The following is a 22098-nucleotide window of genomic DNA, read 5'->3' on the forward strand; positions in this document are numbered from 1 at the left end:
TTTCAATCGATTGTTATAAGAGTTCCATTAGAAGTAAATCTTAGGTAAAGAGAGGCGTTATAAATGGTTATCGCTGACAAAGTTATTTCGAGTGAAGCAGTATTTACAGGTTTAGAAAATGAAGCAAAGCCAGCTGCTATTGCGATTAAAGGTAACAAAATCATTGCGGTAGGTTCGATGGAGGAAATAAAACCATTTATAGGTTTAGACACGAAGGAATATCATTATGGCAACCAACTCATTATGCCAGGATTTCATGATGCGCACCTTCATCTCATGTTTGGTAGTCTTTTCTCGCATGCAAGTATCAATTTATCGGATGCTCATTCGGAAGAAGAAGTTGCTAGTTTAGTAAAGCAATTCTCGGAAAACGTGCATGCTGATGAGTGGATTATAGGTTATGGATGGGATCATACAAATTGGGCAGAGAAATGCTTGCCGACACGTTTTTCTTTAGACAAAGTAGTTCCTAATCGCCCGATTATTCTTTTCCACGCAGAAGGTCATTATTCGTGGGTTAATAGTTTAGCACTTGAAAATGCTAGGGTTACAAATGAAACTGAAGACCCTCCTAATGGTACGATTCAAAAAGATGAAAATAATGAAATCACAGGAATTCTTCTTGAAACAGCAATGAATTTAGTTGTGGATATTGCTCTCGCATTTCCGGATAAACGGAAAGAAGAATTGTTTGAAGAGTTCTTAAAAAAATCAGCTCAATTAGGCATTACATCAGTAAATGATTTGTTTGCAAGTAGTTTTGATAAGTTAAATAGTTTCGATATGTATAAGGCATATGATGAAGCTGGAAAACTTACGACTCGAATTCATCTTTACCCTGAGTTAAATGATGATATAGATAGAGCGATAAGCTTGCGTGAAAAGTACAATTCCGAAAAATTACAGCTTGCAGGACTTAAGCAGTTTATTGATGGCGTTGTAACTGGACATACCGCATACATGTTAGATCCTTACTTAGACAAACCTATAACACGAGGGAGTACTGCTTTTCCTGTAGAAACAATCAAAAACTGGGTGACAAAAGCGGACAAAGAAGGATTTCAAATTCGCTTCCATACAATTGGTGATGGCGCAGTTAGGCTTGCTCTAGATATATTTGAAGCAGCAAGGATGGATAATGGTGTGAGAGATTCACGACATGCGCTAGAGCATATTGAAGTGATTCATCCGACAGATATTAAGAGATTTAAAGAATTGGGGGTTGTTCCATCTGTACAGCCTTCTCATCTAGCATTGATGCCAAAAGAAAGTCATACTTTGCGTGTCGGTAAAGAAAAAGACCCTTATACGTATTTATGTAAAACGTTATACGACGCAGTCGAGTATATTGCTCTTGGTACAGACTATCCAATAGCAACATTAGATCCTTTTAAAGAAATTTTCCATGCGATTACGAGACTAGACTTTACTGGTGATTATGAGTGGAATAGTCAAGAGCAGATAACACTCGCAGAAACGTTGAAAGCGTATACAAAAGGTTCAGCATACAGCACATTCAGAGAAAAAGATTTGGGTACATTAGAAGTTGGAAAATTAGCAGATATTATTGTACTAGATAAAAACCTCTTTGAAGTAGAAAATAAAGAAATTCTTCAAACGAAAGTTTTGTTAACAATTATGGATGGTGAAGTTGTTTATAGTGAATCAGTCTACTATCCTACTATTTTAGTTAATTGATCATTTTACCGGGAAGATTTTTTTATTACTATTCGAGGAGTGAAAAAAATGAAACATCCAGTTAATTTGTCTAGATCGCTTTCTTTAACGTCTGTTGTTGTTACTGGGACGGCCTTTATGGCTTTAACTACAGTGTTTAGCACATACGGCATAGCCTCTAAAATATCTCATGGTATGGTCGCTGGATCGTATGTACTTGCATTAATTGTGATGATGTTTACGGCTCATAGTTATGGTCAAATGGCAAAAGCGTACCCCATTGCGGGATCTGCCTATACCTATGCGCAAAAAGCTATTAATTCTCATGTTGGTTTCTTAGTGGGATGGGCAATTTTAATGGATTATCTCTTGATCCCAATGGTTAACTTTTTACTATTTGGTATTTTCTTCTCAGCTGCTATACCTGAAGTTCCACAGTATGTTTGGATACTTACATTAGTAATTCTTGTGACGTTTGTAAATGTTAGAGGTGTAAAGTTAAGCGCAAATATCAACATGATTGTAACAGGCTTATCGGTATTATTTATAATTGTCTTTTGCATCTTATCAGTTAAATCAATAGTAACTGGAACCGGGACTGGCATTTTATTTAACCTTGATCCCTTTATTAATACCGAGGAGTCATTTAAGTATATAGTTGCTGGTGCTGCACTATTATGTTTCTCTTTCCTCGGTTTTGATGCAGTTTCTACTTTTTCAGAAGAAGTAAAAAATCCGGAGAAAAACATACCGCGTGCAATATCTTTAGTAACAATAATTGGTGGATTATGTTTTGTAGTCGTATCTTATTTTGCACATAATGTTTGGCCAGATTATACGAGTTTTAAAGATGCTGATTCTGCTTCCTATGAAATTATATTCCTAGTAGGCGGGAATGCCTTACAAGCAGCATTCCTAGCAAAAACTGCAGTGGTTGTATTTGGTTCCGCGTCCGCATCTCAAGCAAGTGCTGCACGTGTATTATACGCAATGGGAAGAGATGGACAATTACCTAAAAATTTTTTTGGAAAACTAAATAAAAGAACGAGAACCCCGGTTAACAACATTTTATTAATTGGTCTTTTATCATTATCTTCATTGTTTTTAAGTCTAACCATTGTCGCGTCTTTCATTAACTTTGGCGCCCTACTTGCATTTACTGCTGTGAATCTATCCGTTGTTTTTTTATATTACGGTAAGCGAAAAGAACGCTCCTTAAAGGGGATTATCTTCTATTTGATTTTTCCATTAATCGGAGCAGTACTTACAACTTGTTTGCTTTTCAACCTAGATGTTTATTCGATTGTTCTTGGTAGTGTTTGGTTAGGAATTGGTGTTATTTATTTATTATTTATGACAAAAGGTCTTAAGCATAAACCACTAGTGCTCAATACAGATCAGATTGATTAGTCGCAGTTTAAAACATTAATGAAGCAGCTAAAAATATGTAAAGGGGATGGATGAATGACAGATAACACTACGCTCAAAAGGTCATTAGGTGTTTGGTCAATTGTTGCACTGGGATTAGGATATATGACGCCTACAGTGGTCTTTGATACGTTTGGAATTGTATCAAAATTAACAAATGGTGTAGTACCAATGGCGTATTTTGTCGCCTTGTTAGTAATGGTATTGACAGCGATTAGTTATGGAAAGATGGTACAGGTATTCCCGGCTGCTGGTTCAGCATATACATACACCCGGGAAACAATGGGGTCTCACCTAGGATTCCTCGTAGGATGGGCATCGTTATTAGATTATTTATTATTACCTTTAGTTAATGCATTAATTATTCGAATATATATGGAATCTCTGTTTCCGAATGTACCTGTTTGGATTTGGGTTTTTGCTTATGTCATTGTAGTTACTGCAATTAATGCTTATAGTATGGAATCAACATCCAGCTTAAACTTTATACTCGTTGTTTTCACGATTTGTTTAATAGGTATCTTCATAATACTTGCTTCTGTACAACTTTATCACGGTATGGGAAATGGTACTTTATTCACGATTCATCCACTATCACATGAAAATGTGAAATTAATAGCCGTTTTAACTGGGGCAACAGTAGTAGCTTTCTCGTTTATAGGTTTCGACGCAATAACAATGTATACGGAAGAAGCAAAGGATACATCAACAGTTCCTAGAGCAATCCTTCTAACTGTTTTAATCGGTGGGGGTATTTTCTTTATTGCTTCTTATTTTACACAAGCATTATTCCCGGATGTTTCTGTGTTCGAAAATGTAGATGATACATTGCCGGAAATTGGTTTATATGTAGGAGGGAAGTTATTCCAACTGCTTTTCATTGCAGGAGCTTTCGCTGCTACTGTAGCTTCAGGACTTGCATCTCATGCAAGTGCTTCTCGTTTGCTGTTTGTTATGGGCAGAAATGGTGTACTTCCTAAAAAGACTTTCGGATACTTACACCCTAAATTTAGAACGCCTGTTTTTACGATTGTTTTGACGGGAATCGTATCATTATTTGCAATAGGACCAAATTTAGAATTAATTGCTTCAGTCATTAACTTTGGGGCATTAATTGCATTCACATTCGTTAACCTATCTGTTATTGTTCATTTCTATATTCGTCAGAAAAGGAGATCAGGCAGTGAAACCTTTAAGTACTTAATTATGCCTTCTTTCGGAGCATTAGCTACTGGAGTTCTTTGGTATCATTTACACGCTGATGCATTTATAGGTGGAATCTTTTGGCTTATAATCGGAATCATTTACATGCTGTTTATAACAAGATTCTTTAAAAAAGAACTTGGAAGCATGGACTCTATTGATGACTTGGAGTCATTAGATAAAGAGATTTTTAATGAAGATAAGATTAAAGTCTTGAATTAACTATTTAGAGGATGAGAATCTCTTAGATAATCTTCCTCTTTTTAATGACACAAGAAGTAAATAAAGGAGTGATTGCTTTGAAAGAAAAAATTCGACTGTATATAGAAGAAAATAAAGAAGAATTATTTAAAACAATTCAAGATGTCGTACGTATAAAAAGCGTTGTTGGTAATGAACAAGAGATGCAATTATACATGAAAAAAAAATATGAAGAACTTAACTTGATTTTGCATGAGATTGAACCAAAATATGAGAAGGTTTCAGCTCATGAAGCGTTTATTGATTCAGGTATTCCGTTTGAAGACCGAAAAAATATTATCGGAATACATAAAGGTGTCTCCAATGGTAAGTCATTAACGATTCATGGGCATGTAGATGTTGTTTCTCCAGAACCATATTCAAACTGGACGATGGACCCATGGAGTGGAGATATTATTGGAAACAAGTTATACGGTCGAGGCTCTGCCGATATGAAAGCAGGACTTATTTCAAATTGGTTCGCATTGAAAACATTAATTGATTTAGGTTATCCAATTGCTGGAGATGTTCAGCTACATTCAGTAATAGAAGAAGAAGCTGGTGGTGGAGGCGGAGCTTTAGCATGTTTGGAGGAAGGCTTCGTAACAGATGGGTACATTTCGACAGAGCCACATAATTTGAATATGACAATAAGTCATGGGGGGATTATGTATTTCCGAGTGTACGTAAAGGGAAGAACAGCGCATGCTGGTTTAGCGCATGAAGGCATAAATGCTATTTCAAAAATGATGAAAATCCTTAGTGCGCTGGATGAATTAAGTGAATGGCGTGCTAAAAATGTTAAGTTTGATTTATTTGAAAAGGGGTCTGGACAGTCCGTTCACTTAAACTTAGGTGTACTAAAAGCTGGGGACTGGGTATCGACAGTTCCAGGGGAAGCGATTCTCGAAGGAAGAATTGGTTTTATCCCAGGGGAAACTCGCGAAGAAATTAAGCAACTAGTACAAGACACGATTATGAAATCTGTCTTAGGCGATGAGTGGATGGATAAAAATCCACCTGTTATAGAGTGGTTTGGATGGTCAACGGAGCCATGGTACCAAGATCCTGAGAACCCTTTTGTAAAATTATTCATCGAAAATGCAGAAGATGTTATGGGACATAAAGTAATAATGGTTGGAAGAGCTGGAGGAAATGATGCACGATTTACTCAGTATTACGGAAAACAAGGATTGTGCTTTGGGCCAATTGGAGAAAATATGCATGGACCAGATGAATGTGTTCATTTAGATAGCGTAGTAGAAGTAACTAATGTTTTGGCAAATTATATTATTAAGTGGAGCGAGAGTTAATCATCGTTAACTTTTGGGAATATCCATTTCAAACTAATATAGTGTCTCTCATAATGCTTCTAGCTTGGGTAGCTGAATGATTAGGAATGTTATGGAAAAAGGGGTAGGCTTAATGCAATTGGTATTAGATTTAAAACAAAATCTAGCATTAAAAATGACACAAGAAATGCAACAATCTTTGCAACTTCTATAAATGTCGTCTTTTGAATCGCATGACTATTTATCGGACAAGGCGATCGAAAACCATTTAATAAATATTGAGAAGATGGCACTTATGAATAATCAACCTAGCACTGCTAGTACAACCAAACGAATAAGTGAGGATTATTTGTACACTAAAAAAAACTTTTAATCGGGAAATTATTAGTGTGGAAAATTATTTGATAAAACAAATCTCTCTTAACAATTAAATCGACGAAACAATTCCTGTATTCAAAAATAATTGAAAATTAAATTAATTTATTTCCGAGATGTAAGTAAATCACATTTTAGTAGTTGGCAAGCTTATTGTTTAAAAATATTTAAAAGAGAGGATGTATTTTTATGAAAAGAAATTATTCTATTGAAGAACTTAAAGGGTTAGACCAAAAGCATTTTCTACACCCTACTTCGCCAGTAAAGACGGAAAATGGACCGGCATTTATTTTTACAGAAGGAAAAGGTGTTTATCTGTATGATATTACAGGTAAAAAAGTTATTGATGGTATGTCTTCACTTTGGAATGTGAATATCGGACATGGTAGAACAGAACTTGGTGAAGTAGCGAAGGAACAAATGGATAAATTAGCCTTCAGTTCTTGTTTTGCAACGTTTAGTAATGAGCCTGCTATTCTATTAGCAAAAAAGTTAGCAGAATTAGCACCTGGTGATTTAAATACTACATTTTTTACGTCTGGTGGTTCCGAATCCAATGATAGCGCCTATAAATTGGCTCGTCATTATTGGATATTAAAAGGGGAAACTTCTCGAAAAAAAATTATCTCAAGATCGAGATCTTATCACGGGGTGGCAATAGGTGCTACAAGTGCGACGGGTTTAAAAGGATTTCGTGATTTTACAAATTCTAATGCACCGGATTTTCTATTTGTAGATCATTTCTCCATACAGGCTTTACGTGATTTGATTGAAACTGAAGGTCCAGAAACAATAGCTGCTTTCATCACCGAGCCAGTACAAGGTGCAGGAGGGGTGCATGTTGCACCGGATAATTATTTCAAAGAAATTCGTGAAATTTGCAATGAGTACAGTATTTTGATGATAACTGATGAAGTTATCACAGGATTTGGTAGGACGGGTAAGTTCTTTGCGATGGAACATTTTAATGTGGTACCGGATATGATGTGCTTTGCAAAAGGTGTTACTAGTGGATATGCACAATTAGGTGGTGTAATGATCTCAGAGAAAATACACCAAGAATTTTCTGAGTTATCAGAAGGAACTATATTGCATGGATACACTTATAGTGGTCATCCAATGGCCTGTGCAGTTGGGTTGAAAAACATTGAAATTATAGAGAAAGATAATTTAGTAGCAAATGCAGAAATTCGTGGTCAAGAGCTATTAGCAGGGTTAAAAGTATTACAAGCGAAGTATCCATTTATTGTAGATGCAAGAGGTTTAGGTTTAATGGCAGGTATAGAAATCTCTTATGAAGGAAGACTCCTCGCTCCGCAAATAGTGACAGAGGCAGCAAAGTTGGGATTAATATGTCGCTCTGTTGTACTAGATGCTCAAGATATTGTTGTATTTTCACCACCATTATCAATAAGCCAAAAGGAGTTAAGAGATTTATTAGATATTCTAGAAAAAGCGATTCAAGAAGTAGAGAATCAGGTATTGGCAAATAAGTTGTAATACGAAAGGTGAGGTAATTATAATGAGGAAAAATTTATTTATCAATGGGGATTGGGTGGAAGCAGCAGAGTATACAGAATTATGCTCTCCATATAGTAGCGAGGTCATTGCAGAAATACCGAAGGCAAATGTCGAGGAAGTAGAAGCAGCTTTAGTAGCTGCCGATGCTGCACGTAAAACGATGGCGAATATGCCTTTGTATAAGCGTGCGATTATTCTTGAAAAATTAGCTTCTTTATTAGAAGCACGTGCTGAAGAAGCAGCGGAGCTAATAGCACTAGAAGCAGCCAAGCCTATTTCAACCGCCAAAGCTGAAGTTCAGCGTACAATTCAAACGTATAAATTTGCTGCTGAAGAAGCAAAGCGAATACACGGAGAAACAATTCCTGTGGATGCTGCCCCCGGTGGAGACGGGCGCATTGCCTATACGGTTCGTGAACCATTAGGCATCGTGGCAGCTATTACACCTTTTAATTTCCCAATGAATCTAGTAGCTCATAAAGTAGGGCCAGCAATAGCATCAGGTAACACGGTTGTATTAAAACCTGCAAGTCAAACACCATTAACTTCCTATTTTATTGGTGAATTATTAGTAGAGGCAGGATTACCGAAGGGTGCGTTAAATATCGTTACTGGTGCAGGTTCTTTAATTGGTAACAAATTAGTCACGGATAATCGCGTGAAAAAGATTTCTTTTACAGGTAGCCCCGCTGTAGGTATTGGCATACGCAATCAAGCAGGTCTTAAGAAAGTAACGCTTGAATTGGGTTCTAATGCGGCTGTTATTATCGATGAAAATGTTAATATTGATAAATTAATTCCACGTGTCGTTTCCGGTGCATTTGCATTCCAAGGGCAGGTATGTATTTCAGTTCAACGAATCTATGTTCACGAAAAAATGTATGATTTGTTTGTAGATAAATTTGTAGCAGCTACAAAAGAGTTGAAACTTGGTGATCCCCTAGATCCTACAACGGATGTTTCAGCCTTAATTAGTCCACAAGATGTAAAACGAACATTAAGTTGGATTGAAGAAGCAAAGGGGCAAGGGGCAATTATTGCAACTGGTGGAGAATCTGAAGGGAATATCTTACAACCTACCGTACTATTAAATGTAAAAACGGAGCAGAAGGTTTCCTGTCAGGAGGTATTCGCACCAATCGTATCTGTTATGAAGTTTACATCTATTCAAGAGGCATTTGATCAAGTAAATGACTCCAAATATGGTTTGCAAGCTGGTATTTATACAGATAATATCCATGTTGCTTTACAGGCAACGCAAAAACTCCATGTAGGTGGTGTCATTATAAATGATATTCCTACATTCCGTTTAGATCATCTACCATATGGTGGCGTAAAGGAAAGTGGTATGGGAAGAGAAGGGCTGAAGTATGCAATTGAGGAAATGACAGAAATGAAACTTGTAGTTATAAACCAAAACTAATAAAAAAATAGGTAGGAGGAAATATAATGATAATTGGTGTACCTAAAGAAATAAAAAATAATGAAAATCGAGTAGGAATTACTCCAGCAGGTGTTGTGGCTTACAAAAAAGGTGGTCATGAAGTAATAATTGAATCGAGTGCAGGGCTAGGTAGTGGATTTACAGACCAAGATTATTTAGATGTAGGCGCTCAAATTACTAAATCGACTAAGGAAGCTTGGGATGTTGATATGGTGATTAAAGTGAAGGAGCCGATTCAGGAGGAGTACAAATATTTTAAAGAGAATCTAATTCTCTACACATACCTACATTTAGCTCCAGAGCCAGAATTAACGAAAGCTTTGCTTGAAAGTAAAGTTACTGGAATTGCTTATGAAACAATTCAATTAGATTCAGGTGCCTTACCGTTGTTAACGCCAATGAGTGAAGTTGCAGGCCGAATGTCTGTACAAATTGGTGCACAGTTTTTAGAAAATTCCAAAGGAGGAAAAGGAGTTCTCTTAGGTGGTATTCCTGGTGTTGCACCTGGAAATGTAGTGATTGTAGGTGCTGGAGTTGTCGGGACGAATGCTGCTAAAATGGCAGTAGGATTAGGTGCAAACGTAACAATTTTAGACGTTAATATTACACGATTAAGTCAAATAGATGATATGTTCCAAGGACGTGTTTGTACACTTGCCTCAAATACCTACAATATCGCTGAAGCAGTGAAAACAGCAGATTTGTTAATTGGTGCTGTGCTAATTCCAGGTTCACGTGCACCACAATTAGTTTCAAAAGAAATGATTCAAACGATGCAAAAGGGGTCTGTTGTAGTGGATGTAGCGGTAGATCAAGGGGGTTCTATTGAAACAATTGATCGAATTACTACTCATAGTAATCCTACTTATGAAGTATACGGTGTTGTGCATTACGCAGTTGCGAATATGCCAGGTGCTTGCGCGCGTACCTCAACAATGGGCTTGTCAAATGTAACAGTTCCATACGGTTTGCAAATAGCTAATAAAGGCTATCGCCAAGCTGCTTTAGATAATCCTGTTTTAGCGAAGGGGATAAACGTAGTAAATGGAAAAATAGTATATAAAGCGGTAGCTGATGCACATGGATTACCATATACGGATCTACAAGTAGAATTAGTAGCAGATTCAACTTCGGCGTTAGCAGTTAAATAGAATAAGAGAAATAATGTTATTTGAAATGAAAAGAAGGTGAAAACTGGTAGGGAACGTAATCTACCAAGCTTTCACCTTCTTTTCTATTTTTAAATTTCGACCTATTAATATAGTGGTGAATAGATATTAATATTAGCCACTTGGTGGATAAGGGGCGTTTCCATAACTATTTTTTTCGGATTCGACCTTGTTTATTGTGTACAAGCAATTCAGATTTTTGGTTTATGGCGATATCTCGACCATATTGAATAGCTTCATATTGTGTGTTGAATATTTTGGTAGCTTTCGAATTGCCTGCTCCTTTAACCTGATAACCGCCATTTGGATGCGGTGTAATATGTTGATTTTTCCCCATTACATTATCTCCTTTTCTTCGGTTATTGTGGGAGGTGTAGGGTTTATCAGTTCGTGGGCAGTACCATATGGGATGAATATGTATGACATGACTCGTTCAAATGCCAGCCAGCTGATTATGATCGGTCTTATCGGGGCACTTACTGGAGCACCTTTAGCTAGTTGGATTTCAAGTCGGTTAGAAACAATTAAAAGACCGTATATTGTCGTTCATATCATTGTTTTATTAGGGTGGTTTTCTTTCCTTTTATGTAATGGGCATCCTTCCGTTTTCTTTCTAATTATTATTTTCTTTATCATTGGCTTTGGATATGGGGCAAGTGCATTAACCTTTGCAGCTGTACGTCAGTCTTTTAATCTAGAAGAATCAGGAATTGTAACGGGGATTGCGAATACGGGCGGCTTTCTAAGTGCTGTATTGCTACCCATCATTTTTGGATATATATTGGATTATTTTCAATCTACTTCAGGAGATCTATTTGATGGCTATTACTTTGGTTTCATCACGCCAGTTATCTTCTCCATCGTGGGTTTAATTGGAGTGATTTTATTTAAGGAAAAACGCCAGAGCGTAAATAAGAATAATGAGCAGGCGTAAAGAGCGTGGAAGCAAAGCAACCATGGTGAAGGAAATCCTGATGTTTTCATTGGGACGTATAACGTTATACTTAGAGAAATAAGCACTTTTGCTTATGATTCAATTTTACAGTACTCGGTCAGTCGAAGTTCTGTACTAATGGATTGTATGTGGAGGTGCTTTTTTCTTTGTCCAAGAAGGGGAAATTTGAAATACAGCTTTACTATTCCGTTTTAATATTGATACAACCTTATCAAACTTCGCACGGAAACCCTCTTCCATGGCTTCTTTTCCATGTATTGATCTGGCTATACCAATCCACCATGTACATCACACCAAGCACATTTATGAAAACCCTTAATCCTTACAGTGAGCACCTTGTCTTTTTGTATCTATTCTTACATTAGAGATTCCTTGATGATGATACTTCGATAGAATAGTAGAGTAAGGTTCTTTAAATAGGAATTTATTCACGCTCATTGAAACATTGGTTATAAAATAGAAAATGAGGATTGATTTCTTAAGTGGATGGCTAAAATAACAATAAAGTGGATGATTTATTACAATTGAAATAATATTAATATATGATTCTTTCCCAGAAATAACACTGCTAAAAGAAAAAGCTAAAATTTTAAGCAAGTTTGAAGGAAATAATGAGGTGCGTATATATGGATTGGAAACCTGATAGAAAAGCGAAAAAAGCTATCTATAAACAACTCGCAGAATATATTGAAAAGGGAATTGCAGATGGTACATTTCCAGCTGATAAATCATTGCCATCAGAGAGATATTTAGCTAGTGTTCTAAATTTAAACAGAAGTACGGTCGTTCATGCATATGACGAATTAGAATCGAATGGGCTAATTGAAAGAAATAGAGGAAGTGGTACTACCATTAGTAAAGATATATGGGGTATAACAAAAAAACGGATTCCTAGCTGGAATAGGTATATTGAGGCGGGTTCTTTTTTACCTAGTCAACCTGTAACGCAAAAAATAAGAAAAGAAGCTATTGAACATAAATTAATAAATTTAGCTTCCGGTGAATTGTCAGAAGAACTTTTCCCAAAAAGCTTTTTAAGCGAGATAACTTCAACACGTTCTTTTATTGGAAGCCTAGGATACGATCATCCACAGGGGAATGAAATCCTTAGAAATACCATTACAAAACACGTAAAAGAAAGTCGGGGAATTGAAACTAATCCTTCTTCAATACTTATAACATCAGGAGCGCAACAAGCATTACATTTAATTGTACAATGTTTGTTAAAGCCTGGAGATGCAATAGCAATAGAAGATCCTTCCTACAATTATAATCTTCCAATTTTCAGATCGGTAGGTATACAAATACATTATCTACCTGTCGATAAGGATGGAATAAACCCAGAAGATTTGCGGTCATTATATAAAAAACACCGAATTAAAATGATTTTTTTAAATCCATATTTTCAAAATCCAACGGGCTCCTTATTGAATAAAAAGAAAAGAGAGGCAATTTTAGACATATCCTCAAAGCTTGGAATTCCAGTAGTAGAAGATGATCCTTATAGTTTAACAGCTTTTTCAGGAGATAAAATCGCTACCCTTAAATCAATGGATAGGAATGGAAACGTATTATACATTAGTTCTTTGTCCAAAATTGTTGCTTCAGGATTAAGAATAGGGTGGATTATTGGCCCAACATCGGTGATTGAAAGATTATCCGATGCGAAACAACAAATCGACTTCGGTCATTCTAGCTATACACAATGGGTAGCGAATGATTTTTTAGAATCAGAAAATTTTCATATTCATATAAAAAGTTTAATTAAGGAATTAGAAAAAAGGAGAGATAAAATTATAAAAAGCCTTGATACTTATTTAAAAGATCAGGTGGAATATTCTATTCCTCAAGGTGGTATTCATATATGGTGTAAAATACTTAAAAATTATAATGAAACCCAATTGCTTGAAGAATCCATTAAAAGAGGCGTCATTTATGTTCCTGGTTCTACACTGGGATCCAAAGATGGTTTTGTTCGTTTTACTTTTGCAAAGGAAGATGAAGATTCAATTGATGAAGGAATCAAAAGGTTTGCAGAAGCTCTTAATAGTTTATAGACAATTGGATGACTAAAAATGTGGTAGATAGGATCGTTTAAAATATTTATATATTTATCCTTAAGATAAATGGATGGTCAAAAAAGCATCGAATTGGATGGTTATAAAAAATATAAATCCCTTATCATTGTGAGGTAGATGATAAAACATCGATATAGCTTAATTATTAATTATTTTTTATGAGACAATGTGCAATGTAGGTAATAATATAGTAATTGCTACTAAAATGATAAAATTTCTGAAAGAGTTGATTTGATATGACAACGGGTTTGATTATTACGCTAGTGATTGGATCTATTATTAAATTGTTAATGAGCCCTCCAAGTATAGCTGTGGCATGGGGAGTAAGTAAATTTGAACTTCATAAAAAACTTGATTCAAAAGATGTTACGGTAACATTTAATGGAAAGAATTTGAAAGAGGAAGAAAAAATTAGATTTACAGACTATTTTAATAAAGCTTCCTTTTTAAAAAAATATTATATATTTCCAGGTAATGAAAAATTATTTTTACAGCCAGAGACTAATGTTACTCCATTTGTCATCAGCGTAAAAAGAGGCAAAAAAGAGGTTGATTTCTTTGTTTTTAGTTACGACAATCACGTTGATGTAGTCAAGAAGTGCAAAGAGAAGGTTGTTTCATATAGTATTAGTTCTGAATATCTACAAAATTTTACCGTTTTAACTACAAATGCAAACCATTGAAAAAAGGTTTTGAAAAAATTAGGGATTCGGTCGGGGCTTCGGTCACTGACTTAGAATCCCTTTTTTATTACCCTGAAAATTACATGAATATAGTACCGAAATTATCTTTCCAATTCAATTGAATGGAGGATTTTTTTTGACAAAAAGGTCGGGATTATATTGCTACTCATCCCAGCACTCAATACTTGATGAACGACTTTCTATAATAGAAATAGGAGTAATCTACCATAAGAGGAATAATTCTTGCTTCACTATTTCTTTACCTAAAAGGTGGTATAATAATGGTAGAATAATACATTCATAAAGGAGGGGAATTAATGACAGCTCAACAACAAGCAGCGATGCAATCCATGATTGACTGGCTTGCAGATGAACGTGAACTCGGGAAACAACCCAGCAAAATAGAAATTGCAGGAGAATTTGATTTACATGATATGCACTACTACATATTCAGGTATAAAAAAGCAATGCTCGGAAAATGGCTCCTTGGCGTATGCGGGGGTTATGAGGACCCGTCTGACACCGAGCATTGCGGTCATATATTAAGCGAGATGCAACCCTATGACCCTGCGACTGCAGAGCAAGAAGCTGTAAAGATGGTAGAATTAATCCGAGAATACTGGCTGCAGCAGGCTGCAGCATATGAAGCTACCCAATCCATGGAGGACGAGACAGAAACGCAAGATAATGGATCTGGTATTTTTAACGGGTTCGTTCTGCTTAACTCTGCAGAATGTGATATTGATCAGATAAAAGCCAACCTTTTGAATGATTGGAACATCTCCTGCTCGTCGGCAGAGGATGAGGAAAACGCCGAAGAAACAAATGAAGGTACCCTGGTCTTTGAAGTGGACGACTGCTTCTTAGCGGTAAGTTTTGTCGATGCTCCCGTTCCAGATGGTGAGGCTGAGCATTATGCACAGGGAAACTACCTGTGGAAGGAAGCTGTGGAGGTTACTCATACACATGTAGCTCAAATCATCCTGGCTGCATTTACCCGCTCCGGCTCCCCGCTGGACAGTGGCAAACTGTACACCAAGCTGGCTGCCAGTTGTTTAAAGCTTCCTAACGCAATAGGGATCTATACATGCGGCACCGTGTTTCAGCCTGAACTTTTTCTAGATATGGCTGAAGTCATGAAGAATGACGATATGTTTCCTTTACTGAATCTGGTTTATTTCGGCCTGGTCGGAACGGAAACCGGGGTAGATGGATATACCTATGGGCTAAAGCCCTTTGGTAAGGATGAAATTGAAATCCTGGACAGCCAAGCATCTCCTGCCGAGCTGCGTGATTTTTTGATTACTATTTCTGGATATATTGTAGAAGAGAATGTCACTTTAAGGGATGGAGAAACGATCGGCTTCTCAGCAGAGCAAAAGCTGCCGATTTCCCGTTCCGAGGGAGTTTATGTCGATGGGGATACTCTCAAAATCAAATACTAGTCTTATGCCAAAAAGGCACCGTAGGTAGTGAACCCCAAAAGTTAGATTTTTGGTCTAACTTTTGGAGTGCAGTTCATAGCAGGTGTCTTTTTTATGCTGCATAATCAAAAATACTTTGCTTAACTAATAGCGAATTTCCAACCGTAAGTGAGGGTAGTAATACCATCTTTTTCAGCCTTTAAGATGTCAGCTTCATAGTATTTTGAAATACTACTGCCAATTAAAATACCTTTTACATTTGTATAGCCTAATTCTTTTTGACATAACTTAATGTAATGCTTAATTTGATCCAATGCTTGGCGATCTATAGTGTCTTTTTTGATTTCAACTACAATGTATTCATTGTTTATTGGATCTATTAATAGTAAATCTAAGCGAGAATCATCTGAAAATACCATTTGTGATTTTTCTAAAATGTAATTTGGATTAAGAATTGTAGGCTCAGAAGCAATAAATTTTTCAATGTCTCGCTCTAATATCTGAAAAACCTCAGAAGAAGATAAAATATTATTTGTCAGTCGACTTTTATTGTTATTCACTTTAATCATATCTAAAAAAAAGTTAATGTCTGCACTATTAAGTTGTTTCCAAGTCCGTAACGCAGAAGAAATAGCAGATAATGGAGGTTGGTTTGAGTTAAGTTTAGCTGGTTTAGATAATTTACTAAGTAGCTCTGGTGTAATCTCTAAAGGTACATCTAAAACCCTTGAAAAAATAGGATTACCAAATGCAATGCATTCATTTTTTTTTAATAGAGAAGCGTCTTTTTTTAAATGTGGATTATTAAATTTACTGGTTATTAATAAATTTTTCTGTGCATCCTTTACTAACATAATATCCTCTACATAAAAATAGGCTGTAATAAAACGCTTATTATTTACAGCTTTATGAAAGAAAAGAAAATCTTCTTTATTCACCTTTAACAAGTTCAATGCGTTATTCGAAGATTCACCATATGTAAATTCACTTAGCATAGGGTCCTCATGACCGTTATTTCGTTCAGCGTCTAAATAGCCAATTAAAAAGTTCACTAGTAATTCCCCTTTTTATTTTAATTATACACAAATGTAAAACTTTTAAAATGCGATGTTTTACTTGTGAGAAATGCACCACCCTTAACATTAGTCACGTTTTGAAGCGTAATCCAACCCCTGAAAATGGCTTATTGATGGCATTTTCAGGGGTTAAATTTTTAGTGATTGAGATATAAAAACACTCAAAGGAATCAACAAAGAAATAGAAGATTTAAAAAGTACTGAGAAATAAGTATATAACCCTTAAATTCACTAATATCAAGGTATGAGTGACTATACTTTCTTTCTATAACTGGTTGCCTTTCTGAACGGTTTCCTAACTTTCTCTTAGGCATCCTGATCCTCCAAACTCATTTAAAATAATGAGGATACAAATCTTTATGCTTCCATATCCACTTTTTCATCTCAAGGATCATGTCTTCGTAGCTAGGTACAGTAAATGAAAAATCTTTTCGTGTGTTGACTAGTGTTTTATCAATGTTTAAGAGCTGATATGGTCGGATGGTTACTTTATTTTCTTTAAAGTGCTTATTAAATAATTGCAGTAGATCAAACTTTGAAATACTGCTATTGTTGACGAGGTGATAGAGGCCTGTTGTACCTTCAATTGCTGCACATTCAATTGCTTTTGCTAACGTAAGGGTAGTAACTCCCGTCCATATTGCGCTAGTATAGCCGTTAATAGTATCGTGCTGCTTCATAAACCAATTAAAGAGGTCTATGCCATCCTCTTTCATATCAGGGCCGATAATAGAGTTACGAAACGTTAGGTGTGGAGTGCTTTCAATTTCCCCTAATCCCTTCGTACGATCATAAAAAGTTTCTCCTTCGAGAAGGCTTTTTTCATGATAGGGAGCTGCTTTTCCTGAGAATACACAATCCGTACTCAAATGAATAAGCTTGGTTTTCCTGTTTTTTAATAAAGATACGATGGCATGAGGCAAATAACTATTGAGATATATGCTTTTCTCTCGGTCCGTATCACAGGTATCGTTTAAAATACCGATACAATTGACTACAACATCATAGTCGTGATCTAGTAATAGTGATCTTAAAAAATTTGTATCTGTAATATCTCCCGTAATATTATTTCCACATGAAAAGACTGTTCGAGAATAGGTTGCCACATCATGCCCTTGAGAGCACAAATAGAGTGAAATCGTGTGGCCAGCCATTCCAGTAGCTCCGAGAACTAAAAATTTCAAGGTAATCCTCCCATCCAATTATGTAATTCTTCTTGAACAAGAGGGAGCTTTAATAATTTTTCTTTTATTTCAGTGACGGACAGTATTTTCGTATTAGTAGAGTTGTATTCGTCGGTTAACGTAATTTTAGGAGAGCCCTCATCAAGATATTTTCCATAATTTAAATCCCGGTTATCTGCAGGGATTCTATAAAAATTCCCCATATCAATGGCTTTTGCAGCTTCTTCCTTTGTTAATAATACTTCGTAAATCTTTTCACCATGCCGTGTTCCGATAATTTGTATCTTATTTTGAGCTTGAAAAATTTCTAGTAAAGCCTGTGCTAAATCCTCAATGTAAGCAGCTGGTGATTTTTGTACCATAATGTCCCCGTTGTCAGCGTGTAAGAAGGCGTATAAAACTAGTTCTACTGCCTCATCAAGACTCATCATAAAACGTGTCATTTTTGGATCTGTAATAGTTAAAGGCCTGCCAGCTTTAATTTGTTCGATAAATAAAGGGATAACAGAGCCTCGTGAAGCCATTACATTTCCGTATCGTGTACCGCAAATCAATATTTTATCTGGGAAGACAGGGCGACTCCTTAGGAATCAGCATCATAGATGAGAGCCAGTAGGGGAAAAGAATCACACGCCCCAGAGAAAGCACCTAATCGGAACGGGAAATAAACCCCTCGTTATGGTGAATAAAACATTAATGTACAAAAAAATCCCCTAGATTTTTCATCATCTAGGGGATAATCCTTCATTTTTTTGAAAACTTAAATCGTGCCGCTATTACACTACCTTCAACCGAAAAGTTTATTCTTCTACTAAGTTCGTTTTTTCAGTCCAAGGGTATATCTTATTTTATTTCAAGTGTATACGGTTGAGTACCAGCTTTGCCGTAATATTCACTTACTTCAATATAGTAAGTTCCTTTATCCAGTTCGACTGTTCCTACTTCATCATCTCCAGCACCGTAAAGATCTAAAGTTTCTACTGTTTTACCTTTTGCATCAATAATACGGATGACGCCATCTAGTTCTTTTTCTGTTTGCAGAGAGAAGAACACATCACGTTTGCTATCGGTTTTAAATTCAAAGTAGTCCTTATCACCAAATGGAACACCAGCATTTAGATATTGAGTAGCTACCCATTTATCGTCTTTTTTCGTAAGAATAGTTGGTTTCGTCGGTATTCCATTAACTAACTTAGAATCAGCATCTTCATCTACTCTTTTATGATCAAACAACGTTAAAGTATATGGTTGGATTGATACTTGTCCAACATTGCTTCCGTTAAGAACAATAAAATATCCGTGATCTTTTTTTGTTTTAAAAGAAGTATTTACATCTGTTGTCCCTCCAAGACCGAGTAGTAATTGAAGGAGGTCTTCAGCTTGTCCAAATGGAATTTCTGTTGCCAATTCTTCTGGATCAATTTCCATATTACCATTAGTATCTTCAATAATGGAGCCTGAAAACTTTAAGTCATTTTGAAGTTCTTTAGGTAATTGATCTAGCTGTTCTTTTGTATATGGTACAGAAGAAACAAGAAGACTCATGACTTCATCTTTGCCCTTTTGTTTATAGTAGTAGAAATCAGTATCATCTTGATAAATGAGATGATCTTTATAAGCGATACCAGGTTTAATCGTTTTTGCAGCTATTGGTGTGTTATTATTTCTATTATCTTCTTCTGGAATTGCTGCCATTTTACTTGTTTTAAGTGTGTATGGTTCAGCGGAACGGTCACCAAGATTCATTACTTTTACAACATATGTTTTGTCCTTTTTCAATGCAATTGCCTTAGCATCGTTTGGATCACTTGTTGAACCAAGAAGTAGACTGAGTAACCCCATATCATTTGTTAATGAAGAAACTGGGATTAATTCATTTGATGCCTCATCATATTCAAATATAGTACCAGCTGGTGACTGGTTCATACCTTTTTGGATTTGGAAACCATATACGGCATCTTCTTTAGCTGTAAATGTGAAGTAATCTTCATCATCTTCAGTTTGGAAGTATGCTTTTTGATCTTGACCAATATCAAAACGAATCGCTTGGTCCATAATTTGGCCAACGTCTTCAGGTTGTCCCATAGCATCTGGATTCATAAATATATTCATGAAATCATTTAGTTGATTACGTTTTTTTGTTTTATATTCAGTTAAAGGTAAAATATCCTTTTGTATGTTGTTTTCTAGCATTCCTTCATTTAATGGAAGACCGTCTTCGTCTTTAGGAAGGGTAACGACTTCACCTTTTAATGTGTATGGAATGATTGATTCACTAACAGTTTGCTCAGTATCAATACCGCCGCTAAAGAACATATCAAGTGAAAAATTGCTACTGTTTTTATTAGATACGCTTATTACATACACTTCATCAGGCATAACATCAACAACCAAGTTTACTCCATCGCCTTTTTCCGAACCGTAAGATGTTCGGATTGGATATGCCTCATTTAAACCTTCAGCATCGTCTTCCTCTGTTGGTACATTAACTAAGTCTTCTTTTCGATAAAGCTCCATGGATGCTGTAACACCCGGAATACCAGTTAAATCAAATTTCAATGTCGTTGGTTCATTCACTGAAAATGTAAAATAATCTTGGTCACCTAGATGATCTTCAGAAAGTAGGGTATAGTTTTTCCCTGCTGTACTGAATGGGAATTTTTCAATCTTCTCCATATGTTCCATATCTAATGAATCAATTGGTAATTTTTTAGTAGTTTGAGCTGTGAAAATGTAGTTAGATTCGCCCTTTGAGCTATAGCTACCATTATGATCCTTAACTCCAACAAGAAGGGTTCCCTTTTGATCTGCTTCATATAGGTATCCTTCTTGCTTGCCTACGCGAACATCATTGACGTTAATTGGTTTTACTTCTTCGTTATGGCCTTCAGGGTAGAAGTATAAATCAAATGCATAATCGTATTTGTTTGCACCTTTTAATGTCAGTTGAGCATATTCATTTGCGTCTAGATCAACCTTGTACCATTTCTTTTCGTCCGGTAACTTGAATTCACCTTTTTCAGTATTTAATGTATCTTTTTTAAGGACTTTTGCGTTTTTCAAGCGCTCTTCTTTTGTTTCAGAATACTGTTTTGGTAGATTTTTAATATTAAACTGTAATGCTTTCACAGGATCTACAAGGCCATGTCCATATGTAAGATCATAGCCCTTGTCACCTAAATCCTTTGCTGACATTTCGAGAATAGCTTCTATTTCATAAGGCTTTAAATCTGGATATTTTGATTTTAATAGGGATGCCACACCTGCAACAACAGGAGAGGCCATCGATGTTCCGCTAAATTTTACAAAGGAGGACCCTTTTTTCTCATCATAAACTGAACTATATATATCTTCGCCTGGAGCTACTAGATCAACCGATGGGCCGTAGTTTGAATAGCTTGATAGTTTGTTTCTATCATTCGTAGAACCTACACTTATAACGCCTTCGAATGAAGCAGGGAAGGAGTAATTATCTGTCGATTCATTTCCAGCAGCAGCTACAACGGTAATTCCTTTATCAATCGCTTTCTGAACGGCTTCCTCCATTAATGGAGATTCACCATAGCCGCCAAGACTCATATTGATAACATCGGCGCCTTGCTCAATAGCGTAAAGGATTCCTTGTGCAATGGCGAAATCACTAGCACCATCTTTTCCGTTGAATACATCAATTGGAAGAAGCTTGGCATTTGGATTAATCCCATGTCCTCCAATCCCATTATCTTTTGCCGCTCCAACAATTCCTGCTACATGTGTTCCATGCTCACTAGGATAAGAAGTATTGGCAGGTGCTGCAGCATTATATGGTGGTAGCACTTGAGATTTTAAATCTGGATGTTTAAAATCCACGCCACCATCGATAACTGCTACTTTTACCTCGTTGTTACCTGCTAATTCTAGTGCTTTATCAATTTGAAGAAGATTCAAATGATACATATCCTGTTTCTTTGGATCTACTTCAGTGCCAAAGGAATGATACACGTAGCTTGGGGATACACGTTTAACCCCTTTTTGCTTAGCATAATATGAAACTGCTTTTTCTAAATTTGTTCCTTTGTTAAGTTGGATAACATCGTAACCTAGTGAAGGAATAGATCGGATCACTTTTGAGCCAATTTTTTTGTGCACATTCTTATCAAGACCTGAATGTTTGACGATAATAGTATCCTGACTAATCCAGTCATTTTGATTCTTGAATGTTTGTTCCTTATTGCTAGCTACTTTCACTAACTCTTGGTTCTTTGCTGTTTTTTGAGGTGCTTCAGCAAAGGCAGATGTAGCAGGAACCATTAGTGCTGCAGACGCTACTAAAGCGATTGATTTTTTTGACCAGTTTTTCAACTGTTTTC

Annotated in this window: 14 protein-coding genes and 2 pseudogenes; 11 read left to right on the forward strand and 5 right to left on the reverse strand. The window is 36.1% G+C overall.

Features of this window, described 5'->3' with window-relative positions; translation table 11 throughout:
• The first annotated feature begins 63 nt into the window (after positions 1 to 63).
• The 7 genes from ABH968_RS23835 to ald all read left to right on the forward strand — a co-directional run bounded on the left by ABH968_RS23835 (position 64) and on the right by ald (position 10331).
• On the forward strand, positions 64 to 1698 hold the full coding sequence (locus tag ABH968_RS23835) for an amidohydrolase (protein WP_370048020.1): 1635 nt from the start codon (positions 64 to 66) through the stop codon (positions 1696 to 1698).
• Between the two features lie 48 nt (positions 1699 to 1746).
• Complete coding sequence (locus tag ABH968_RS23840) at positions 1747 to 3087, forward strand: APC family permease (RefSeq protein ID WP_370048021.1); 1341 nt, start codon at positions 1747 to 1749, stop codon at positions 3085 to 3087.
• Positions 3088 to 3141: 54 nt separating this feature from the next.
• The gene (locus ABH968_RS23845; protein ID WP_370048023.1) at positions 3142 to 4530 is read left to right on the forward strand and encodes an APC family permease; all 1389 of its coding nucleotides are present in this window, start codon (positions 3142 to 3144) and stop codon (positions 4528 to 4530) included.
• 77 nt (positions 4531 to 4607) lie between these two features.
• Positions 4608 to 5861, forward strand: coding sequence for an ArgE/DapE family deacylase (locus ABH968_RS23850; protein ID WP_197140246.1), 1254 nt, complete (start codon positions 4608 to 4610; stop codon positions 5859 to 5861).
• 543 nt (positions 5862 to 6404) lie between these two features.
• Positions 6405 to 7715, forward strand: coding sequence for an aminotransferase family protein (locus ABH968_RS23855; protein ID WP_370048025.1), 1311 nt, complete (start codon positions 6405 to 6407; stop codon positions 7713 to 7715).
• Positions 7716 to 7737: 22 nt separating this feature from the next.
• On the forward strand, positions 7738 to 9159 hold the full coding sequence (locus tag ABH968_RS23860; RefSeq protein ID WP_370048026.1) for an aldehyde dehydrogenase family protein: 1422 nt from the start codon (positions 7738 to 7740) through the stop codon (positions 9157 to 9159).
• 26 nt (positions 9160 to 9185) lie between these two features.
• Complete coding sequence (ald, locus tag ABH968_RS23865; RefSeq protein WP_370048027.1) at positions 9186 to 10331, forward strand: alanine dehydrogenase; 1146 nt, start codon at positions 9186 to 9188, stop codon at positions 10329 to 10331.
• A gap of 166 nt (positions 10332 to 10497) precedes the next feature.
• Here ald and ABH968_RS23870 read toward each other — a convergent pair whose 3' ends face one another.
• Positions 10498 to 10686 carry a DUF2188 domain-containing protein gene (locus tag ABH968_RS23870; RefSeq protein WP_370048028.1) on the reverse strand — a complete coding sequence of 63 codons (189 nt, stop codon included), beginning with the start codon at positions 10684 to 10686 and terminating at the stop codon, positions 10498 to 10500.
• Here ABH968_RS23870 and ABH968_RS23875 point away from each other — a divergent pair.
• From ABH968_RS23875 to ABH968_RS23890, 4 genes and pseudogenes are all read left to right on the forward strand, one after another.
• Positions 10672 to 11283, forward strand: a pseudogene (locus ABH968_RS23875) (MFS transporter); the annotation flags it as partial. The gene ABH968_RS23870 and the pseudogene ABH968_RS23875 sit on opposite strands and share 15 nt — an antisense overlap.
• 647 nt (positions 11284 to 11930) lie before the next feature.
• Positions 11931 to 13361, forward strand: a complete 1431-nt coding sequence (gene pdxR / locus ABH968_RS23880) for a MocR-like pyridoxine biosynthesis transcription factor PdxR (protein WP_370048030.1) — start codon at positions 11931 to 11933, stop codon at positions 13359 to 13361.
• Positions 13362 to 13618: 257 nt separating this feature from the next.
• The gene (locus ABH968_RS23885; RefSeq protein ID WP_370048031.1) at positions 13619 to 14065 is read left to right on the forward strand and encodes a YfmQ family protein; all 447 of its coding nucleotides are present in this window, start codon (positions 13619 to 13621) and stop codon (positions 14063 to 14065) included.
• A gap of 317 nt (positions 14066 to 14382) precedes the next feature.
• A complete protein-coding gene (locus ABH968_RS23890) occupies positions 14383 to 15510 on the forward strand; it encodes a DUF4261 domain-containing protein (RefSeq protein ID WP_370048033.1) in 1128 nt (375 codons plus the stop codon).
• A 119-nt stretch (positions 15511 to 15629) separates the two neighbouring features.
• Here the strand turns inward: ABH968_RS23890 and ABH968_RS23895 are convergent, their stop codons facing one another.
• From ABH968_RS23895 to ABH968_RS23910, 4 genes and pseudogenes are all read right to left on the reverse strand, one after another.
• Positions 15630 to 16541, reverse strand: a complete 912-nt coding sequence (locus ABH968_RS23895; RefSeq protein ID WP_370048035.1) for an endonuclease NucS domain-containing protein — start codon at positions 16539 to 16541, stop codon at positions 15630 to 15632.
• A gap of 353 nt (positions 16542 to 16894) precedes the next feature.
• The gene (locus tag ABH968_RS23900) at positions 16895 to 17749 is read right to left on the reverse strand and encodes an SDR family oxidoreductase (RefSeq protein WP_370048037.1); all 855 of its coding nucleotides are present in this window, start codon (positions 17747 to 17749) and stop codon (positions 16895 to 16897) included.
• Positions 17746 to 18333, reverse strand: a pseudogene (locus ABH968_RS23905) (polysaccharide biosynthesis protein); the annotation flags it as partial. The pseudogene ABH968_RS23905 and the gene ABH968_RS23900, both read right to left, overlap by 4 nt.
• Positions 18334 to 18592: 259 nt before the next feature.
• A complete protein-coding gene (locus tag ABH968_RS23910; RefSeq protein WP_370048038.1) occupies positions 18593 to 22090 on the reverse strand; it encodes a S8 family peptidase in 3498 nt (1165 codons plus the stop codon).
• Positions 22091 to 22098: the final 8 nt, after the last annotated feature.

This window comes from Lysinibacillus sp. RC79 (genome assembly GCF_041262405.1).
Taxonomy (GTDB): Bacteria; Bacillota; Bacilli; order Bacillales_A; family Planococcaceae; genus Lysinibacillus.

Excerpts from the sequence above, each read along its gene's own strand:
- ABH968_RS23835 (WP_370048020.1), top strand. The coding sequence starts at position 64 with ATGGTTATCGCTGACAAAGTTATTTCGAGTGAAGCAGTATTTACAGGT.
- ABH968_RS23840 (WP_370048021.1), top strand. The coding sequence starts at position 1,747 with ATGAAACATCCAGTTAATTTGTCTAGATCGCTTTCTTTAACGTCTGTT.
- ABH968_RS23845 (WP_370048023.1), top strand. The coding sequence starts at position 3,142 with ATGACAGATAACACTACGCTCAAAAGGTCATTAGGTGTTTGGTCAATT.
- ABH968_RS23855 (WP_370048025.1), top strand. The coding sequence starts at position 6,405 with ATGAAAAGAAATTATTCTATTGAAGAACTTAAAGGGTTAGACCAAAAG.
- ABH968_RS23860 (WP_370048026.1), top strand. The coding sequence starts at position 7,738 with ATGAGGAAAAATTTATTTATCAATGGGGATTGGGTGGAAGCAGCAGAG.
- ald (WP_370048027.1), top strand. The coding sequence starts at position 9,186 with ATGATAATTGGTGTACCTAAAGAAATAAAAAATAATGAAAATCGAGTA.
- ABH968_RS23870 (WP_370048028.1), bottom strand. The coding sequence starts at position 10,686 with ATGGGGAAAAATCAACATATTACACCGCATCCAAATGGCGGTTATCAG.
- pdxR (WP_370048030.1), top strand. The coding sequence starts at position 11,931 with ATGGATTGGAAACCTGATAGAAAAGCGAAAAAAGCTATCTATAAACAA.
- ABH968_RS23885 (WP_370048031.1), top strand. The coding sequence starts at position 13,619 with ATGACAACGGGTTTGATTATTACGCTAGTGATTGGATCTATTATTAAA.
- ABH968_RS23890 (WP_370048033.1), top strand. The coding sequence starts at position 14,383 with ATGACAGCTCAACAACAAGCAGCGATGCAATCCATGATTGACTGGCTT.